Origin of the sequence: Streptomyces sp. NBC_01485 (assembly GCF_036227125.1) — a bacterium.
Classification (GTDB): domain Bacteria; phylum Actinomycetota; class Actinomycetes; order Streptomycetales; family Streptomycetaceae; genus Streptomyces.
Window position 1 is genome coordinate 8,862,407 of record NZ_CP109435.1, and the last position, 14,847, is coordinate 8,877,253.

The following is a 14,847-nucleotide window of genomic DNA, read 5'->3' on the forward strand; positions in this document are numbered from 1 at the left end:
CTCCGGCTTCCCCATCCGCTCCATCGCCCTCAGTTCCGCTCTTTCGACGTGCCGGGAGGCATTCATGAGCGCACCCATGAACACACCCACGAACGGCAATTTGTCCCGAAGATCCGTTCTCAAGGGGGCGGCCGGAACCGCCGGCCTGTTCTCCGCGGGCGGTCTGCTGACCGCCTGCGGCGGCATCAAGGCGTCCTCGGCGCAGACCGACTCGGTGATCCGGATCGGCTATGTCTCGCCCAACACGGGCCCGGCCGCGGGCTTCGGCGAGCCGAACCCGTACCTGCTGAGGAAGCTGCGCACCGCCTTCAAAGACGGGTTGAAGATCGGTGGCAAGAAGTACTCGGTCGTGATCGCCGACCGCGACAGCCAGTCGAATCCGCAGACCGCCGCGCAGGTCGCGACCGATCTGATCAACGGCAAGAAGATCGACCTCATGCTCGTCACCTCCACGCCGGAGACGGTCAACCCCGTCGCCGACGCGTGCGAGGCGGCCAAGGTCCCGTGTCTGTCGACCGCCGTGCCCTGGGAAGCCTGGTACTTCGGCCGCGGCGCCACCCCCGAGAAGCCGTTCACGTACACGTACCACTTCTTCCTGGGCGTCGCGGAGATCCATGCCGCGTACACCTCCCTGTGGACGAAGGGCGGGGTGGAGACCAACAAGCGGGTCGGCGTCATGTGGCCCAACGACCCCGACGGCAAGGCGATCCGGCAGGGGCTCGGGCCGCAGCTGACGAAGAGCGGGTTCAAGATCGTCGACCCGGGGGCGTACGAGGACGGGACGAACGACTTCTCGGCGCAGATCGCGGCGTTCAAGGAGGCGGACGCGGAGATCTTCAACGCCTTCCCGCTGCCGCCCGACTTCACCACGTTCTGGAAGCAGGCCCGTCAGCAGGGCTACCGGCCGCGTATCGCGAGCATCGCGAAGACCGGTCTCCTCCCCTCCCAGATCCAGGCGCTCGGCACGCTCGGACACGGCCTCAGCGCCGGCTTCTGGTGGTCGCCCAAGTTCCCGTACACCTCCACCCTCACCGGCCAGACCGCGCAGCAACTGGCCGACGACTACGAGCAGTCGACGCACCAGCAGTGGAACCAGGTCATCGGGTCCAACATGGCGCTCTTCGAGGTCGCCGTCCACGCGCTGAAGGCGACCTCCGACCCCAAGGACCGGGCGGAACTGGCCGCGGCCCTCGGCAAGGCCAAGCTCACCACCGTCGCCGGGCCGCTGGACTTCACGTCCGGGCCGGTGAAGAACGTGTCCACGGAGCCGGTGGTCATGGGGCAGTGGCGCAAGGCCGGGTCCAGCAGCAGCTTCGACGTCGAACCGGTCATCGTCGACAACGGCGCCTTCCCCGCCATCCCCCTCGGAGGCGAACTTGAGCCCCTCCGCTGAGCCGCTGACCGTCGGGGCAAGGGTGGCCGCCTCCGCCCCGCCGGTGCTGACGGCGAACGGCGTTCACCGGCGCTTCGGCAGCCTGGTCGTCCTCGAAGGCATCGACATCACCCTCTCCCCCGGCGAGGCCCTGGGCATCGTCGGACCGAACGGTGCCGGAAAGACGACCCTGCTCGACATCCTCTCCGGCGCCCAGACCCCCTCCGAGGGCAGCGTCTCCTTCCAGGGGCAGGACGTGACCCGCTGGACGGTCGACCGCCGCTGCCGCGGCGGCATCGGGCGCTCCCACCAGGTGCCGCGCCCCTTCACCGGCATGACGGCCTACGAGAACGTGCTGGTCGCCTCGGTGCACGGCGGTCTGCGCCGGCGCCGGGCCGGGCAACAGCACGCGCTCGGCGTACTGGAGCGCTGCGGCATGCTCGGCCAGGCCAACCGGCCCGCCGCAGCGCTCACCCTGCTGGAGCGCAAGCGGCTGGAGATGGCGCGGGCGCTGGCGACCGATCCGAAGGTACTGCTGCTGGACGAGATCGCCGGTGGCCTCACCGACGCCGAGACGGACGAACTGATCGCCACCATCGGGCAGTTGCGTGCCGACGGCATCGCCATCGTCTGGATCGAGCACGTCATCCACGCGCTCCTGCGGGTGATCGACCGGCTGGTCTGTCTCGCGCAGGGCCGGGTCCTGGCCGAGGGCGAACCGGACGCCGTCATGTCCGATCCCCGAGTCGTCGAGGCCTATCTCGGGAGTGCGGCATGAGTCTGCTGTCGGTCGAGCATCTCGAAGTACGGCACGGTCTGCTGCGCGCCGTCCGCGACGTGTCCTTCGACGTAGCCGAGGGCGAGGTCGTGGCGGTGGTCGGGGCCAACGGCGCCGGAAAGTCCACCCTGCTGCGGGCCGTCGCCGGAGCACATCGGCCGGCCGAGGGCCGTATCCGCCTGGACGGCGCGGATGTGACGGCCCGGCCGGCCCACGACCGTGTCGCGGCCGGGACAGCGCTGGTCCCGGAGGGACGGCGGCTCTTCGCCGACCTCACCGTCGAGGAGAACCTGCTCGTCGCGTCCCGGGTACGCCGCCGCGGACCGTGGGACCTCGCCACCGTCGTGGCCGCCTTCCCGCTGCTCGACGGGCTGCTGAAGCGGCGCGCCGGCAACCTCTCGGGCGGCGAGCAGCAGGCCGTGGCCATCGGCAGGGCGCTGATGACCAACCCCCGGCTGCTGCTGCTCGACGAGGTCTCGCTGGGCCTCGCGCCCATCGTGGTCGACGCCCTCTACGACTCGCTCGGCACGATCCTGTCCGGCGGGACGACGGTGCTGCTGGTGGAGCAGGACCTCGGCCGCGCCCTGGGAGTGGCCCGGCGCGTGCTGTGCATGCTCGAAGGCCGCGTCGTCCTGGACGAACCCGCCGACGACGTCACCCGCGAACAGGTCGTCGAGGCGTACTTCGGACTGAGCCGCGCCACGGCCGCGACCGTGCAGGAGGAGCCGGCATGAACTGGATCAACGCCGTCGTGCAGGGCGTCATGCTCGGCGGCCTCTACGCGCTCTTCGCCTGCGGCCTCTCCCTGATGTTCGGCGTCATGCGGACCGTCAACCTGAGCCACGGCGACCTCGCGGTCCTCGGCGCGTTCCTCGTCGCGGTCCTCGCCGCCGCCTTCGGCATCAGCCCGTTCTTCGCGGTACTGGCGGTCCTGCCCGTGATGGGCCTGGCCGGAGTGGTGCTGCAGCGGGCCATCCTCAGCAAGGCGCTGCGCACCGGAGAGATGTCGTCGATGCTCGCCACCTTCGGTCTCGCCATCGTGCTGCAGAACGTACTGCTGGAGATCTTCAGCGCCGACAGCCGCTCCCTGGACGTCGGTTCACTGTCCACGGCCGGCCTCCAGCTCGGGTCGTCGGTGAGCATCCCGTACCTCGGCCTGCTCACCGTGGCGGTCGCGGTCGCGCTGCTCGGCGGACTCCAACTGATGCTGGCCCGTACCGGAATCGGCCGCGCGATCCGCGCCACCGCCGCCGACGCGGACACCGCCGAACTGGTCGGGATCGACAGCCGCCGGGTCTACGCCTGGGCCGCCGCCATCGCCGTCGCCACCGCCGGTCTGGCGGGAGCGTTCTTCGCGATGCGGTCCTCGTTCAGCTCCTCCACGGGGCCGACCCAACTGCTGTTCGCCTTCGAGGTCGTCGTGATCGGAGGGCTCGGTTCGCTCTGGGGCACGCTCGCCGGGGGCATGGTCCTCGGCGTCGCCCAGACGGTCGGCGCGCAGGTGGATCCACGCTTCTCCATCGTCGCCGGACACGCCGTGTTCCTCGCGGTCCTGGCCTTCCGTCCGCAGGGACTGCTCGGCATGACAAGGAGCCGCACATGACCACCGCATCGCCGGTGCGCCCCGCCACCGCGACCATCCACCGGTGGACCCCCGTCTCCCGTACGGCGACGGGCGCCCTGGCCGCCCTGCTGGTCGTCCTGGGCTTCGCGCCCTTCGTCTTCGGGCCCGACGTGACCGCGAAGCTGACCACCCTGTACATCCTCGTCGTCATCGCGGCCATGTGGAACGCGCTGGCCGGCTACGGCGGTCTGGTCTCCGTCGGCCAGCAGGGCTTCATCGGCCTCGGCGCGTACGGGGTCTTCCTCCTCGTCGACCGGGGCGTCAGCCCCTTCGTCGCGGTCGTCCTGGCGGCCCTGCTCGCGGGTGCCGTCGCCGTACCCACCTCCCTGCTCGCGTTCCGGCTCACCGGTGGGCAGTTCGCCATCGGCATGTGGGCGATCGCGGAGTTCTTCCGGCTGGTCGTGGTGAACACGCCTTCGCTGGGCGGCGGCTCCGGCCGCTCGCTCACCGATCTGTCGGCCACCGATCCGGCGGTGCGGCAGGCCCAGGTGTACTGGCTCGCCCTGGCGGTGATGAGCGTGCTGCTGCTGGCCGTGTTCGTCCTGCTGCGCAGCAGTCTTGGGGCCTCGCTGGAGGCGATCCGCGACGACCCGGTGGGCGCGGCGTCCGTCGGGGTACGGGTCACCTCGGCGAAACGGCTTGTCTTCGTTCTCGCGGCGGTGGGCTGCGCCGCGGCCGGGGGGCTCACCCTCGCGAACACCCTGCGGGTGCAGCCGGACTCCATCTTCGGGGTCAACTGGTCCGCGTACATGATCTTCATGGTGGTCATCGGCGGCCTCGGCACCTTCGAGGGGCCGATCATCGGGGCGATCGTGTTCTTCGTGGTCCAGGACTGGTTCGGGGACAACGGAGGCACCTGGTACCTGATCGGGCTCGGCGCCCTCGCCATCGGGATGACGCTGTGGATGCCCCACGGGCTGTGGGGTACCGTGGCACGCCGACGTGACCTGGAACTACTACCTGTCGGCTATCGGGTGCGGACACCGGTCGTCTGACCTCCCCGACGACCGAGCAAGAGGTGCGCACGATGACGGCGGAGGCAGCCGACCGGGATCCGGGCACGGGCCCCGAGGGGCACAAGGGCCCGCTGACGATCTATCTCGTCAAGCAACTCGAACTGGCCATCCGCTCCTTCATGGACGAGGCACTGCGGCCGTACGGGCTCACGACCGTCCAGTACACGGCTCTGACCGTGCTGCGGCACCGGGGCGGGCTCTCCTCCGCGCAGTTGGCCCGCCGCTCCTTCGTCAGACCCCAGTCGATGCACGAGATCGTGCGCTCGCTGGAGGAGCGTGGGCTGATCGAGCGCGCCCACGCCCCGGGCAACCGGCGGATCATGAAGGCCCGGTTGACCCGGGAGGGCCAGGAACTGCTGGCGGCCTGCGAGCCGGCGGTGCAGAAGCTGGAGGACCGGTTACTGCTCGACATGCCGGAGAAACGGCGGTCCGCGTTCCGCCAGGGACTGGAGGACGGCCTCGCCTCCCTGACGGAACGCCACCACGGCTGACGATCCGGATCGACGGATCGACGGTCATTCCCCCGACGGCGCGGTCAGGGTGACGCCGAGGGCCACCGGGGTGCCGAAGTTCGGTGTGCCGTCGGCGTTCCAGGTGAACTTCTGCGCCCTGGTCGTGCGGTTCATGTCGCAGCCGCCGCCCGCGGAGTTGTTGGCGTGGTAGACGATCCAGTCCTCGGTCCCGTCGGGCGACTTGAAGAACCCGTTGTGCCCGGGGCCGTACACGCCGTTGGCGTTGGACCGCTGGAACACCGGGTTCGCCGACTTGACCCATGACGAGGAGTTGAGCGGGTCGCCCCCGTTGTACGTCAGCATCCCCAACTTGTAGTCGGGCGTGGAGCAGTGGCTCGCCGAGTACACGATGAACGTCTTGCCGCCCCGCTGGAGCACCTCGGCGCCCTCGTTCACCGCGCCGCCCACCGTCTCCCAGTTGTAGGTCGGCGTGGACAGCACCCGGCGGGTGCCGCTCGCCGTCCACGGGTTCGACAGCGGCCGGATGAACATGGGCTGCGAGCCGTTGTAGAACGTGCCGAGCAGATACAACTGGCCGTTGAGCTGCAGGATGCCCGGGTCCAGCTCCCATGTGTTGTCCTGCGTCGGGTCGAGCAGGTCGGCCTTGAAGCTGTAGGGCCCCATGGGGTCGAGCCCGGCGCTCTCCAGCACGTGGATCCGCTGGGTGCCCAGGTCGTACGGCTCCCGGCCGGCCGTGTAGTAGAAGTACCAGCGCTTGCCGCCCGGCCCGTCGAGCAGATGGAACTCCGGCGCCCACATCGTGCCCGCGCCGTTGGGCCGGGTGAGGTTGAAGATCACCTGGTCGGTGGCCGTGGCGAGCCCCGCGAGGGTGCTCGCCTTGCGCATGGTGACCGTCGAGTTCCAGGTGGTCGTGGCCAGGTAGTAGTACCCGTCGTAGTACGTCAGCCAGGGGTCCGGCCCGTGCTGGGACAGCGGGTTGGTGAACGTGCGCGGGCTCGTGCCGCCACCGCCGGTGAAGGCGGGCAACCGCCACACCCTGCCGTTCGCGGCGGCACACGGCAGTTGCACCAGGTTCGTGTTCGACGCCGATGAACCGCCGCTCGGCGCGACGCACTTGCCCGAGCTCACGGAGACCAGGTTGAACGTCCTGTCGGTGCCGCCGGCCGACACGGCGACCAGCCGCCACTGCTGGTTCGTCTCGCCGTGGCAGGGCCACTGGATGATCGCCGCGTTGTCCGCCGTGGACGCGCCGTAGACGTCCACGCACTGACCGGACTGGGTGGTGATCGTGTACGTGTCACTCGTGCCGGAGAGCAGGGTGTAGCCGAAGTTCTGGTTCGCGCCCGACGAGCAGGCGAAGGCGCGCAGTTGGGTCCCCTCGGTCGACGAACTCCCGGGCAGGTCGAGGCAGTTGCCGCCGTTCTGGTTGACTCCGGTCGAGGTGAACGCGACGGCGGCGGACGCGGGCGGCGCCACGAGGAAGGCGACCGCCACGGTGAACAGGGCGATGAGCGCGGACAGGCATCGGGAACGGGTCACGGTCCGTACACCTTTGCTTCGAGGAGGCCGACGGAGTTGGTGCCGTTGCCGGTGAGCAGCACCCGTAGCCGGGTGGTGCTCGTGGCGGTGAAGGTGACGGCGTTGTACTGGTTCTTGACCAGGGGATAGCCGCTCGCGCCGGGCACGTCGACGTAGGCGCTGCCGTTCCAGTACTGGAGTTTCCAGGAGGCCGGCATGTCGATGCCGTCGTCGTCGTCGAAGAAGTACACCTCGGCCTTGTTGAGGGTCTGCGCCGTAGGCCAGGTCAGCTCGGCCCACTGCTGGCCGGTCTCCGGCCAGGTGCCCCAGCGCGGGTTGACCGTGTCGTTGGACGACGGCGGGTCGATCCCGTCGTTGACCGCGGCGACGCTCTCCCAGGAGGAGGTGTACGACGCGGACGGCGTCGCCGACGCGGCGAGGTTGGCCGGTGGCGCGGGCGGCTGGACACCGCCCCGGTTGAACGCCTTGACCTCGGTGAGGCCCGTCTTGGCCCCGGAGGCGTTGGTGGCCAGGATCCGTACGCGCTGGGCGGTGATCGCGGGGAACTGCACCAGGTTGTAGTTGGCCCGCGCTGCCGCCGGGCTCTTGGACTGTCCCGGCACGTTCACCCAGGAACTGCCGTCGTAGTACTGGATGGTGTAGGCGGACGGCGCCCGGTAGGCGGTGCTCGCCGGACGGCTGTCCTTGAAGTACAGACGCACCTCGTTCAGCGTGCGGGCGGCGCCGAAGTTCAGCTCGTACCAGTCCTGGCTGTTGGGGGACCCGCCCGCGCCCCAGAACGGCTCGTTCGTGGGATACCCGTCGACCGCGCCGGCGGTCGTGCTGCCGGATCCGGTGTACGACGCCGAAGTCGTCGCCCCGGCGGCCAGGTTGGTGGGGGTGCCGGTCAGGTCGACGCCGGCCTTGGCGAGCATGTCGACCATCCGGGGGCTGCTCTGCACGACCTGGTTGGGAGCCTGGAGGCCGGGGACGGCCGTGTGGTAGCCGACCGTGCCGCTCGTGGTCACGTCCCCGGTCGCCGGGTCCCAGGTGAACGGCACCAGCGAGTTGACGGTCGCCGCCCGGCTGCCGTTGACGTAGATCGAGTAGCCCTCCGGGACGCCCGGGTAGCGCACCACGCCGTCGGCCGGGTCGTCCCAGACGATGGTCAGGTCGGCGTTGCGGTAGCGCAGGTTGTTGACGGTGAAGTGGTCCCAGCCGATGTTGATCGGGGAGAGCTCGACCTTCGCGTCGTTGCGGGGCCGCAGACCGGCGACGTCCTCGACGACCGTCCAGTTGCTGCTGCCCAGGATGTTGTGGTGGATCCAGGACCGGTAGTCGATGTTGCTGCCGTTCCAGTCGGCCCAGAACTCGTTGGCGTCGGGCCACTGGGTGTTGCCGCCGACGTACTGCGCCCAGGTGTTCCAGTAGAGGAGCTTCTTGTAGTCGTTCGCGGTCATCCAGGAGTTGGGGTAGTTGCGCAACACCGAGGAGTAGAGCCGGAACTGAACGGTCGAGTTGATGGTGGAGAAGTTGTTGGAGCCGGGGTTCCCGGCGTCGGCCGCCGCCTTCTTGTCGGCCTGGTTGGCCGTGTAGAAGGGGAAGACCGGGTACTGGGCCGGGTCGTCGAACAGGCGCAGGGCCTGCTTGTACGTCGCGGTGTTGGGGACGGCCCCGACCGAGAACGGGTAGTAGTTGTTGATCTCCTTCCAGGGCACCCACTCGTTGGTCGACTTCAGCCGGTGCTCGAACAACTGCCGGCTGGGGTTCCACAGCACGTTGACGATGGCGTCCTTGATCTGCGTCGCCAGTGTGCGCATCTCGGTCGCCTTGGCCGTGTTGCCGACCGCCTCGTACGCCTGGGCGGCGGCGAGCGCCCCGCTGTACTGGTAGGCGGACTCGGCGCGGTCCATGTTGCCGGGCTTCCAGTGGAAGGACACCGCGTCGGCGTCGTTGCCCGTCAGCGCGCCCCAGTCGTACTCGATGAGCTTGTTGTTGTCGTGGTCGTAGTAGGCGAGTTGACCCTTGACGTCACCTTCGGCGTAGTGGGCGAGGTTGCCCGCGATCGCCGGCTGCCCGCCATGGATCTGGTAGCTCCGCCAGGCCGCCTCGGCGATGTACTGGGTGTAGCTGTTCGACCAGTTCTCCGGGTCACCGGGGTTGTCGAGGAACCGCCCGCCCTTGGAGACCTGGCCGACGCTCAGCCAGTCGCCGTACGCGTAGGCCGGGTTGCGCAGGTATTTGAGGTCGTCGATGTGCATCGGCTGGGTGAGCGCGATCGCGTTGTTGTAGCCGAGGACGCCCTCGGTCGACGTCGGGAACTGGAAGGTCTGCCCGGGGATGTCGGCGTCCAGGTTGTTGAAGCGCATCAGCCACCAGCGGTAGTAGATGTTCTTCTTGATCGCGCCTTCGGGTACGTCGATGTAGGGCACGTTCTGCGCCCACCACAGGTTGTAGGCCTTCACGTGCGTCGCGAAGGCGGTCGCGTTCGAGTAGCCCGCGTAGGCGTTGTACTCGGTGAGCGACTCGGGGATCTCGTCGGTGACGAAGCCCATCACCACCTTGGCGGTCACCGTGGCGCCGGCGGCGACGGTGACGGACCGGTTGAGGCCGCCGCTCGAGACCGTGAATCCGTCGCCGGTGAACCTCGGCCGGATGGTGGTGAGGTTGTTGTAGACGTTCACCTGCCCGGTCAGTTCGCTGCCGGTGCCCGAGGTGGCGTACGGCGAGGTCGCCCGCAACTGCAACGTGGTGGAGGCGCTGCCGTTGTTCTTGATCGACAGGTTGGTCACGGCCACGTTGTTCTCGGTGACGAACTTGGTCTGGGTGACCGCGACCGAGCCGCTGGAATGCACGCTCTTCCAGTAACTGGGCGCCTGCCAGCGTTGGTTGACCTGCTCGGTGAAGGTGCCCGGGGTGATCGCGACGGTGTAGGCGTTGTTGTCGCTGATGCTCTCCCAGTAGGCGACCTTGCCGGCGAACCCGAGCCGGGAGGGGTCGTGCTCCTTCATGAACAGCGCGCGCCCACGGCTCATCAGCCAGGGCCCGGAGGGATCGTCGCCGGAACGGGCGAGCAGACGGTCCATCCAGAAGTCGGTTCCCGAACTCTCGGAGTCGTAGATGCTCCGCATCATGTCGCCCGGTGTGTAGGCGACGGGCGGGGCCGGGATCGCGGGTCCGCCGAAGCTGGGGAACCCGATCGTCTGCGCGGCGGCGGCCGGGTTCACGGAACAGACGGAACAGAGGATGAGCACGAGGGCGACGAGGAGGCGCTTCATGGGGGTGCTCCCTCTCCGGTTGACGGCAAGCGGGCAGTGTCATGCGGGGGTGTCATGCGCCTGACATGCGTGGCTACGAGGAAAGTGCGAGGAACCTTCGAGGAAACTCACCTAAAAGGTTTTCGCAACGTAGGAGCGACCTGATGAAGTGTCAAGAGAGAGCGCTGAGGCCGGAGTTCGCCGACCGCGACGCTCGGGACGGCGCGGCTCAGGACAGCGGGGCCGTCGATCCCCTGATGATCACGCGGCAGCGCACGGTCTCGATCCCCGAGCGCCGTGCCCCGCCGATCGCGGTGAACAGGGCGTGAGCCGCCGCCCGGCCGACCTGCTCGAGGTTCATGTCGACGCTGGTCAGCGGCGGGCGCGAGGAGGCGGTCAGGACCTGCCAGTTGTCGAAGCCCATGACCGCCACGTCCTCCGGAACCCGGTGCCCGCGCTCGCGCAGGACGTCCATCACGCCCCGGGCGATCTGGTCGCTTCCGCACAGCACGGCGTCGACGTCCGGGTGCCGGTCGAGCAGCAGCGCGGTGGCCGCCCGCCCCCAGCCCTCCGACCAGGCCCCGAACCGCGGTTCGCCGACCGGGGTGAGACCGGCCTCGGCGAGCGCGGCGCGGGCGCCCTCGGCCCGGTCGTGCGCCGCGGCGTACCCGGGGTCGCCGGTGATGTGCGCGATCCGGGTACGGCCGCAGGCCAGCAGGTGCTCGACCGCGATCCGGCCGGCGTCGACGCTGTCGGGGACGATGGACAGATCCGCCGGATCGTCCGACGGGGCGTACGCGTAGACGACGGGGACGGGCAGCTCGCGGCCCAGCGACGGGCGCGGGTCGGTCCGGCTGCCGACCACGATGAGACCGTCGACCCGGCGGCCCAGCAGCGCGCGCACATGGTGCTGCTCGCGGATCGCGTCGCCGCGGGCGTCGCACAGGAACACCGCGACCTCGCCCGCCCCGAAGGCGTCCTCGGCGCCCATGAGGATCGGGATGCTGAACCGGCCCTCCAGGTCACTGGTGAGCAGACCGACGGTCCCAGACCGCCCGACGAGCAGCCCGCGGGCGAGCTGGTTCGGCCGGAAGGCCAGCCGCTCGGCGGCCTCGATCACCCGCTGCCGGGTCTCGGCGCGCACCTGGCTGCGGCCGTTCAGGGCCTTGGACGCGGTCGCGATGGACACGCCGGCCAGCCGGGCGACGTCGCTGAGCGTGGTGGGCTGCGAACGAGAGGGGCCGACGGCCGGTGTCATGGATGTTCTCCTGTCGCGCGTCGCGTGCGTAAACCGTACGCGAGATGTTTCGGCCCGGGCGGGTCCAGGACGTTTTCACAGGTTTCGGCGACGCCCGTACCGCAGCCCGTACAACCGCTCCCTGCAAGGGGATTGACGGGCAGTCAGCCGAGTCCCTAGTTTTCAGAAAGCCTTTTCGGCTCCTTTTCGTTCTTCCGTTCTTCCGTCGCAGAACCCACACTCAGGGGAATCGTCATGGGGAGCACGACCGGACCACGTGGACCCATCCGCCGGCTCGCCACCGGTGTCGTCGCGCTCCTAGCCGCCGCGAGCCTGGTCACGGCCTGCGGGTCGGGGGACGGCGGCTCGGACGGCGGGGGCGGTGGCAAGACGGCGGACGCCAAGGGCGCCGACGACGGCAGCACGCTGACGATGTGGACGCGCGCCGCGACCCGGCCGCAGAGCGAGGCACTGGTCAAGGCCTACAACGCGCACCACAAGAACAAGATCGAGCTGACCGTCGTCCCGACCGACGACTACCAGGCCAAGGTCGGCGCCGCCGCCGGGTCCAAGGACCTGCCCGACCTGTTCGCCTCCGACGTGGTGTTCGTGCCGAACTACACCACCAGCGGGCTCTTCGCCGACCTCACCCAGCGCATCGACGCCCTGCCCTTCGCCGACAAGCTGGCCCAGTCGCACATCAAGGCCGGCACGTACGAGGGCAAGAAGTACGTCGTCCCGCACACCCTCGACCTGTCGGTGCTCTTCTACAACAAGGAGCTCTACCGGCGGGCGAAACTCGACCCCGCGAAGCCGCCCGCCACCCTGGCCGACTGGGACCGGCAGGCGCGGGCCGTGGACGCCCTGGGCGGCGGTGTCGACGGCACCTTCTTCGGCGGCAACTGCGGCGGCTGCGGCGTCTTCACCTGGTGGCCGTCCATCTGGGCCGGGGGCGCGGACGTGCTCAACCAGGAGGGAACCGAGGCCGAGCTCGACTCCGCCACCGCGAAGAAGGTCTACGACACCTACCGGGGATGGGTGAAGGACGACATCGTCGCCCCCGGCGCCCGCGACGAGACGGGTACGACCTGGACCGGCGTCTTCCCGAAGGGCAAGGTCGGCGTCATGCCCATGCCGTCGACCACCCTGGGCCTGATGCCCAAGAACCTGGACCTCGGCGTCGCGCCCATCCCCGGACCCGACGGCGGCAAGTCCACCTTCGTCGGCGGCGACGCCATCGGCATCGCCGCGACCAGCAAGAAGGCCGACCAGGCCTGGAACTTCCTCGCCTGGACCCTGGGCGACGACGCCCAGGTGAACGTGGTCGCCGCCCACAAGGACGTCGTGGCGCGCACCGACCTCGCGTCCAACAAGTACTCCGCCGCCGACCCGCGCCTGGTCATGATCAACCAGCTCGTGGCGGACGGCCGTACCCCGTACGCGCTGAAGTTCGGCCAGACCTTCAACGACCCCAACGGCCCCTGGCTGTCCCTGATGCGCGACGCCGTCTTCGGCGACGGGTCGTCCGTCGACAAGGACAACAAGGCCGTCACCGCCTCACTGGCCGACTGAACGACAGGGCACGACGCGACGGCGGCACGGCACGGCACGGCACGGCACGACGCGTCACGCCACGGAGCTGAACCGGACCGACCCCGGCACGACCCCTCCCACCGCACCCGGCAGAGGAGAGCCATGCAGGTGAAGGCGCCCGACCGCGCGACCGCCGAGCACCGGACCCGGACGCGGACCCGGACTCCGGCAGTGCGCCAGGCCCGCCGCCCCCGTGGGTCCGTGCCCCGCTGGCGCTCCCGCACGGTGCAGGGCCTCGGGTACGCCGCCCCCACGGCCGTGTTCGTCGCCGTCTTCTTCCTGCTGCCCCTCCTCCTCGTCGGGCAGATGTCACTCAGCGACTGGCCGCTCCTCGCGGGCGACAAGGGCGCCAACGCCCCCGAGAACTACACCGACGTCACCGACAGCCCCCTGTTCTGGCCCGCCGTCCGCTTCACGCTCCTCTACACCGTGATCGTCACGGTCGTCCTCCTGGGCCTCGCGCTCCTCCTGGCCCTGCTCGTGCAGGAGTCCCGCCCCGGCGCCGGTTTCTTCCGTACGGTCTACTTCCTGCCCGGAGCCCTGGGCCTGGCCTCCGCCTCCCTCCTCTTCTGGGGCCTGTACAGCCCCACCACCGGCCCGCTCAGCAGCGCCCTGGAGAAACTCGGCCTGGTCGACGACCCGGTGTCCTTCCTCGGCACACCGAACTCCGCGCTGCTGTCGACGGTGTTCCTCGTCGTGTGGAAGTTCGCCGGTTTCTACATGCTGATCCTGCTCGTCGGCCTCCAGCGCATCCCGCACGAGGTGTACGAGGCGGCACGGATGGACGGCGCGAGCCGCGGCCAGATCTTCCGCTCCATCACCCTCCCGCTGCTGCGTCCGTCCCTCGCCCTGTCCCTCCTCCTCTGCGTCACCGGATCGCTGCTCGCCTTCGACCAGTTCTTCGTCCTCACCAAGGGCGGACCGGACAACAGCACCGTCACCGTCGTGCAGTTGATCTACCGCGAGGCGTTCCAGCGGCTGAACCTCGGCACCGCGGCAGCCCTGTCGATCGTCGTGCTGGCCGCGTTGCTCCTGCTCAACGCCGCGCAGTTCCGCGGTCTGCGCCGCGCCGACGAGTCCTGACCCGCTCGCGAAACACGACCCGCTCGCGAAAGGAGACACCGGTGCTCACCCGAGCCCTCGGCCGGACGCCCTACTACGTCGTCGCCGGCGGACTGGCCGTCATCTTCCTCTTCCCCCTGCTGTGGAACGCCTGGGCCTCGGTCAGCGCACAACCGGGCACGGCGCAGGAGTCCGGCTACGGCCTGGGCAACTACCGCACGCTGCTCGACTACGACGCCGGCCTGTGGCGCTACCTCGGCAACAGCACCGTCGTCGCCGCGCTCACCGTCGCGCTGACCCTCGGAGTCTCCCTGCTCGGCGGCTACGCCTTCGCCCGCTTCGACTTCCCCGGCAAGAACCTGCTGTTCCTGCTGACGCTGGCCATCCTCATGGTCCCGTACGCCACCCTCCTCATCCCGCTCTACGTGCTGCTCGGCCGGCTCCATCTGCAGAACTCGCTGCTGGGGCTGAGCCTGGTGCTGGCGATGTTCCAACTGCCGTTCGCCACCTTCATGATGCGGATCTCCTTCGAGTCGGTGCCGCGCGAACTGGAGGAGTCGGCGCTCGTCGACGGGTGCGGGACGGCGGGCGCGCTGCGCCGGATCCTCCTTCCGGCGGTGCGGCCGGGGCTGATCACCGTGGGGCTCTTCGCGTTCCTCGCCGCCTGGAACGACTTCATCGCGCCGCTGATCCTCATCTCCGACAGCGAGAAGGCGCCTCTGCCGCTGGCCGTCGCGAACCTGCGGCAGCAGAGCATGGGCGCCGTCGACTACGGCGCCACCGAGGCCGGGGTGGTGGTCCTCGCCGTGCCCTGCCTCCTGCTCTTCCTGCTGCTGCAACGGCACTACGTGCGGGGCTTCATGGCGGGCGCGCTCAAGGGCTGAAGCAGCAACGTCATCACCTTCGACAAGAGCAAC

At 69.5% G+C, this 14,847-nt stretch carries 12 protein-coding genes; 9 read left to right on the forward strand and 3 right to left on the reverse strand.

Annotated elements, in window-relative coordinates:
• Nucleotides 1–64 precede the first annotated feature (64 nt).
• The 6 genes from OG352_RS38740 to OG352_RS38765 are packed head-to-tail and all read left to right on the forward strand — an operon-like array spanning nt 65 to nt 5,281.
• A complete protein-coding gene (locus tag OG352_RS38740) occupies nt 65–1,393 on the forward strand; it encodes an ABC transporter substrate-binding protein (protein ID WP_329223406.1) in 1,329 nt (442 codons plus the stop codon).
• Nucleotides 1,377–2,150: an ABC transporter ATP-binding protein gene (locus OG352_RS38745; protein WP_329223407.1), complete on the forward strand. Its 774-nt coding sequence runs from the start codon at nt 1,377–1,379 to the stop codon at nt 2,148–2,150. The genes OG352_RS38740 and OG352_RS38745 overlap by 17 nt, the downstream gene beginning before the upstream one ends.
• On the forward strand, nt 2,147–2,884 hold the full coding sequence (locus OG352_RS38750) for an ABC transporter ATP-binding protein (RefSeq protein ID WP_329223409.1): 738 nt from the start codon (nt 2,147–2,149) through the stop codon (nt 2,882–2,884). The genes OG352_RS38745 and OG352_RS38750 overlap by 4 nt, the downstream gene beginning before the upstream one ends.
• A complete protein-coding gene (locus OG352_RS38755; protein WP_329223411.1) occupies nt 2,881–3,753 on the forward strand; it encodes a branched-chain amino acid ABC transporter permease in 873 nt (290 codons plus the stop codon). The genes OG352_RS38750 and OG352_RS38755 overlap by 4 nt, the downstream gene beginning before the upstream one ends.
• Nucleotides 3,750–4,769: a branched-chain amino acid ABC transporter permease gene (locus OG352_RS38760; RefSeq protein ID WP_329223413.1), complete on the forward strand. Its 1,020-nt coding sequence runs from the start codon at nt 3,750–3,752 to the stop codon at nt 4,767–4,769. Before OG352_RS38755 ends, OG352_RS38760 begins: the two co-directional genes overlap by 4 nt.
• A 32-nt stretch (nt 4,770–4,801) precedes the next feature.
• Nucleotides 4,802–5,281, forward strand: coding sequence for a MarR family winged helix-turn-helix transcriptional regulator (locus tag OG352_RS38765; protein ID WP_329223414.1), 480 nt, complete (start codon nt 4,802–4,804; stop codon nt 5,279–5,281).
• 24 nt (nt 5,282–5,305) lie between these two features.
• On the opposite strand, the gene OG352_RS38770 is transcribed toward OG352_RS38765, so the two are convergent.
• From OG352_RS38770 to OG352_RS38780, 3 genes are all read right to left on the reverse strand, one after another.
• Complete coding sequence (locus tag OG352_RS38770) at nt 5,306–6,802, reverse strand: family 43 glycosylhydrolase (protein ID WP_329223416.1); 1,497 nt, start codon at nt 6,800–6,802, stop codon at nt 5,306–5,308.
• A complete protein-coding gene (locus OG352_RS38775) occupies nt 6,799–10,059 on the reverse strand; it encodes a discoidin domain-containing protein (protein WP_329223418.1) in 3,261 nt (1,086 codons plus the stop codon). Before OG352_RS38775 ends, OG352_RS38770 begins: the two co-directional genes overlap by 4 nt.
• Before the next feature lie 208 nt (nt 10,060–10,267).
• Entirely contained in the window at nt 10,268–11,296 is a 1,029-nt protein-coding gene (locus OG352_RS38780; RefSeq protein WP_329223420.1) for a LacI family DNA-binding transcriptional regulator, read from the reverse strand.
• Between the two features lie 234 nt (nt 11,297–11,530).
• On the opposite strand from OG352_RS38780, the gene OG352_RS38785 reads away from it, so the two are divergent.
• From OG352_RS38785 to OG352_RS38795, 3 genes are all read left to right on the forward strand, one after another.
• On the forward strand, nt 11,531–12,847 hold the full coding sequence (locus tag OG352_RS38785; protein WP_329223421.1) for an ABC transporter substrate-binding protein: 1,317 nt from the start codon (nt 11,531–11,533) through the stop codon (nt 12,845–12,847).
• Nucleotides 12,848–12,970: 123 nt separating this feature from the next.
• Nucleotides 12,971–13,951 (forward strand): carbohydrate ABC transporter permease, encoded by a 981-nt coding sequence (locus OG352_RS38790; RefSeq protein WP_329223422.1) that lies wholly within the window; start codon nt 12,971–12,973, stop codon nt 13,949–13,951.
• 41 nt (nt 13,952–13,992) lie between these two features.
• A complete protein-coding gene (locus OG352_RS38795; protein ID WP_329223423.1) occupies nt 13,993–14,814 on the forward strand; it encodes a carbohydrate ABC transporter permease in 822 nt (273 codons plus the stop codon).
• The last annotated feature ends 33 nt before the right edge of the window (nt 14,815–14,847 follow it).